This is a genomic window from Clostridium sp. UBA2485 (assembly GCF_002341865.1).
GTDB lineage: Bacteria > Bacillota > Clostridia > Clostridiales > Clostridiaceae > Clostridium_J.
In genome coordinates this window covers 271-5110 of the sequence record NZ_DDOV01000089.1, presented here as the reverse complement: position 1 = coordinate 5110, position 4840 = coordinate 271, and the positions used below count along the sequence as shown (strand labels likewise).

Below are 4840 nucleotides of genomic sequence, written 5' to 3'. Positions count from 1 at the left end.
TAATTTTCAAAGACCAAGTTTTGCTGTCGTTTTTCGACTGCTTAATTATCTTATCATCTACTTAAGACTTTGTCAACAACTTTTTTTCACATTTTTTTCTTAGTTATTAACACTTTATCTGTCGCTTTCGACAAAAAATATAATATCATCATATTTTCACATAGTCAACAGTTTTTTCAATAATATTTAATTATTTATTAAAATATTTGCTATTTAGTAAAACTTTATACATTAATTATCATTTTTATATGAAAAAGTATTACGATAACATAACCTTTATTTCATTACATCAGTATATATTTTTTCAAAATTAATTTTAAAAATTTTATTCTAATTAAATTTGCCATATGGTTACATTGTGACTTTTATTACGTTAATGAATAAATATTCCATATTTCGGTTAAATTAAAGCATATTATAAAAATATTAATTGATTTATGGTGGTTTTAAATGAAAATAAGAAACAAAATTTCCAAAGATAAACTAATTAGTATACTTTTCACTTATGTTATAGTATTTTGCTGTATATGCACCTATACCTTAATATATTTATCTAATAATAATGAGCAGTTTCATAAAGATAATTCTCTAAAAGAAGATTCTTTTAGCAATTTAACTACTTTAAATAATTATGAAATATCATACAATCTAAAAGCCAAATATACCTTTAATAATCAAACCAATAATGAAGTACTGGCTTTTTCTAACAATGATATATACTATATTACAACACTTGATCTTACTAATGAAAGACAAAAACATCTTTCAAAAATGTATAAAGAAATTGCAAGAGAATCAAAAAATGCTCATCTTCATGATAGTTTTAAATATAGAGAAATAGATAGGGCTAGTTTAAAAAAATATCTATCTACTAGAAATTCAATCTTAATGGAAGAGCCCTACTTTTCTACTATAATAAATATCTCAGAAGAGTTTAATTTAAATCCATTGCTACTCTTTGCAATAGCTGGCCAAGAACAAAGCTTTGTTCCTAAAAATCATTACAATGCTGAGCAAATAGCTAATAATCCCTTTAATGTATTTAATAGTTGGCAGAAATATAATACAGACATTGAAGACTCAACTAAAATAGCTTCAAGAACTGTAGTCAATTTGTCTAAGGATAGACCTCCGAATGTAGATCCCTTTATATGGGTAAATAGAAAATATTCAGAAGATAAGAACTGGTCTCAAGGTGTTAAAAATATATACTATCATCTGGAACAGTTAGTACCATATGTGAATTAAAAATTATGACTTGTAAATATTTGATTACATAAATTTCTTAATATAGTTTATTTCATAAGTACCTAACATATTTTATATTTATTTTGGACTTTAAATTTTTATTTAAAGTCTTTTTATTATCTTTTAATTGTGATAAAGTAATTAAATTAAGCATATTATTTATTTAATAATTTTAGTTAGGAGGTTTTATTTATGAAATTAGACTTAGGAATAAGTAAATCGGAACTTATTAAATTCTGCATTATGATAGTGTTAGGCAGTTTTATATGTGCTGTTGGTATAAACCTATTTATTATACCTTCTAACCTATTGAGTGGTGGACTTTCTGGTATAGCTTTAATACTTCAGTACATAGCTAAAATCCCTATGGGGTACACTATATTGATATTAAATATTCCACTATTTATTTTAAGTTCTCGTAAAATAAATAAAAAGTTTACTGTTTTAACAGCCTTTGGTACTTTATCTCTTTCTTTAGGGTTAATAATATCTCAGCCTTTAAATACTGTATTATTACCTGTATCGGAATCAAATCTATTATTATATTGTATTTATGGTGGAGTTTTAAACGGCCTTGGTCTTGGAATAGTATTTACTAATCATGGTTCAACTGGTGGATTAGATATAATAGGCGTATATATGAAAAAGAAATTTGGTATAAACTTAGGTTCTGTAAGTTTTGGCATAAACCTTATAATAGTATCAATTGGAAGTTTATTATTTGGTTTTAATGTTGGATTATATACTCTTATCTCTATGTATACAACTGCTTTTATTATGGAGAAAGTTATTAAAGGCTTTAATAGTCAAAAAATGATTTTTATAATTACTCAAAAGCAAAAAGAAGTTACAAAAGCTATCATGGAGGAATTAGGTAGGGGGGTTACTGTATTGTATGGTGAAGGCGCTTATACTCATGATAAGAGAAATGTACTTTATTGTATAGTCTCCTTAGGACAGCTTCCTAAAACTAAACATATTATAAAATCAGTTGATAGCTCTGCATTTGTATCAATTATAGATACTGCTGAAGTTCAAGGAAAGGGTTTTTCTAATCCTTTATCATAGTAAAATTATATATATTTATTTAAAATTAAAAGTAATAATTTATCTATAATTCATATGTAATATACAATATTAAATAAAAACTTTTATAATTAAAAAAGTAAAACCCCAATATTAGGGTTTTACTTTTTTAATTAAATTTAACTGCTGTACCATAACAAATAACTTCAGAAGTTCCATTCATTATTGAACTTGTAGCATACCTTATATTAATAATTCCATCAGCTCCTAAGCTTTCAGCTTCTTCCACCATTCTCTTTGTTGCTATTGCTCTAGCTTCGTTCATCATTTCAGAATAGGCTACTATCTCTCCACCTACTAAAGTTTTAAGTCCGCTTAATATGTCTTTTCCTACGTTCTTAGACCATACAACTGATCCTTTTACCATAGATATTGTCTCTATTTCTTTTCCACTAATATAATCAGTATTTACTAATATCATCTTCATCACCTCGTTTAATTTCCTTAATTCTCTCAATCATATTATATACAAGTGCTAAAACTAGAATTATACCAAATATTAGCATAAAAATCATAGCAACTTTTGATATTAAATCGCCAGGAAATCCACCCATTATAATAAATTCTTCAATTGATGAGTAAATAAATGCCCCACCTAAACATAGAAAAATTAGTGTTATAATTATGGTTGTTAATACTTTTTTCATAAACTCACCTTATTTTATAATATTTAACTGTACTCAAATGGTATTTGCTACACCACTAATAAATTATATTATTCTTGAGAATTTTCAATATATATACTTCTTGTAGGAAAAGCTATTGAAACTTTTTCTTCCTCCAGTATCTCCATTATTTTAAAATTAATCTCTTCTTTAATAGTTAAATAATCCTTAAGTCCTGCCTTACTAGTGTAATAACAAATAGATATATCTAAACTATTTATGTTAAAATTATCAAAAGTAACTAAGATACCGTCATTATCAACACTTTCATGTAATTCTAACATCTTCTTTATTTTATCAATACAGGTTTGTATTTTTTCTCTAGGAGTATTATAGGTTACTCCTAAAGTAAATTTAATTCTTCTTTTATCTCTTCTATTAAAATTAAATATTGAATCATTGGCTAAAATTGAATTAGGTACTGTAATTAATGCCTCATCAACAGTTCTAATCTTAGTACTTCTAAATGAAATATCTTCAATAGAACCTTCTAGTCCTTTACACTGAATCCAGTCTCCAATTGAAAAAGGTTTGTCTAATATTATTATAATTCCTGCAATAATATTAGAAGCAGCATCTTTTGAGGCTAAAGCAAATGCTAATCCCCCTAATCCTAATCCTGTAATAAATGCTTTTAGATTATATTCCCATTTTTCGGCAATCATATATATTGCTAAAGCTATAACTATAAGTTTTAATGTTTTTGATATAAAAGGATATAATATTTTATCTACTTTAACATCATAATTTTCCATTTTATCAAATATTAATGATGAATCATCTGTTAAATTCATTAATCCTTGAGCTATCAATATAATAACTGAGCTATCAAATATTCTTTGTATTATTTTAGGACTTAAATAAAGCATATCCTTAAAAGCCATAGCTACTATATAAAAACCTAATATTAAAAAGAAGTTTCTTAATGGTCTTTCAAAAGCTTTTACTATTTTTAAGGCACCTTTAATTCCAGCTTTAGATAAAACTTTCATTAATGCTTTCATCACATACTTAGCAAATATATTTCTTAAAAATAGTATTAATACAAATACTCCAACAGCAATAGCAATCTTTCTCCATGTAACATATAACGGATTTTTAACTATAGCTTGTATAAAATCATTATTAAATACATCACTTAAAACTAATGCTAACATAAAATCTCCCTTCTTATTATCCTATTAAATAGTATATATTAAATTTTCCATATTTATATTCTATAGCAATTATATACATGTATGCGTTGTATTCGCCACATATTGAGATATTATGATAAAATATCTACTTTAATAAAATATAAATCTTTTTATCAAATTTTGCAGAAAATTTTTAATACTATTTTAAAGCATTATACATAAAAATACATATAGTCTCTAAATTTTATTATAAATAAAAGTAATCTACATAAATATAATTTATAAACTTGTATTTATATATGTTAATAATTATTATTATAAATATATCTTTATAGATTTAAAAGGCATTTCGACAAATTATGATGTAAAATTACAAACTTTAATTATTTCATATTTCATTTTATTTACTTTAAAGCATAAACTTCGAAATATGGAAATTTGCGACTAATTATCAGGGTTTTTTACTAATTTAAAAGTTGAGAATGAAAGGTTATTGATGTCTATCTCTCAAATTTACTTATCTTAGCAATCTGAAATTTGAGTTAAACGAAGATATGTACTTCATATATAGTAATACTATATATAAATTTCAGTAATTTAGTATGATATAAAATATATCAAAAGGAACTCTTAATTCTTATTTTTTCATAAAACTAAAAAAAGCTTAGTACTTTGTACTAAGCTTTGGTGGCTCACCGGGGGATC

The 4840-nt window shown here is 24.8% G+C and carries 5 protein-coding genes; 2 read left to right on the top strand and 3 right to left on the bottom strand.

The window, feature by feature from the left end:
• The first annotated feature begins 450 nt into the window (after nucleotides 1–450).
• Nucleotides 451–1248 (top strand): hypothetical protein, encoded by a 798-nt coding sequence (locus tag B3603_RS18340; RefSeq protein ID WP_291567605.1) that lies wholly within the window; start codon nucleotides 451–453, stop codon nucleotides 1246–1248.
• Between the two features lie 192 nt (nucleotides 1249–1440).
• Nucleotides 1441–2316, top strand: coding sequence for a YitT family protein (locus tag B3603_RS18335; RefSeq protein ID WP_291567604.1), 876 nt, complete (start codon nucleotides 1441–1443; stop codon nucleotides 2314–2316).
• Between the two features lie 127 nt (nucleotides 2317–2443).
• Here B3603_RS18335 and B3603_RS18330 read toward each other — a convergent pair whose 3' ends face one another.
• From B3603_RS18330 to B3603_RS18320, 3 genes are all read right to left on the bottom strand, one after another.
• Nucleotides 2444–2755, bottom strand: coding sequence for a YbjQ family protein (locus B3603_RS18330; protein WP_291567603.1), 312 nt, complete (start codon nucleotides 2753–2755; stop codon nucleotides 2444–2446).
• Nucleotides 2736–2981, bottom strand: a complete 246-nt coding sequence (locus B3603_RS18325) for a hypothetical protein (RefSeq protein ID WP_291567601.1) — start codon at nucleotides 2979–2981, stop codon at nucleotides 2736–2738. The genes B3603_RS18330 and B3603_RS18325 overlap by 20 nt, the downstream gene beginning before the upstream one ends.
• A 68-nt stretch (nucleotides 2982–3049) precedes the next feature.
• Nucleotides 3050–4156, bottom strand: a complete 1107-nt coding sequence (locus tag B3603_RS18320; RefSeq protein WP_291567598.1) for a mechanosensitive ion channel family protein — start codon at nucleotides 4154–4156, stop codon at nucleotides 3050–3052.
• Nucleotides 4157–4840: the final 684 nt, after the last annotated feature.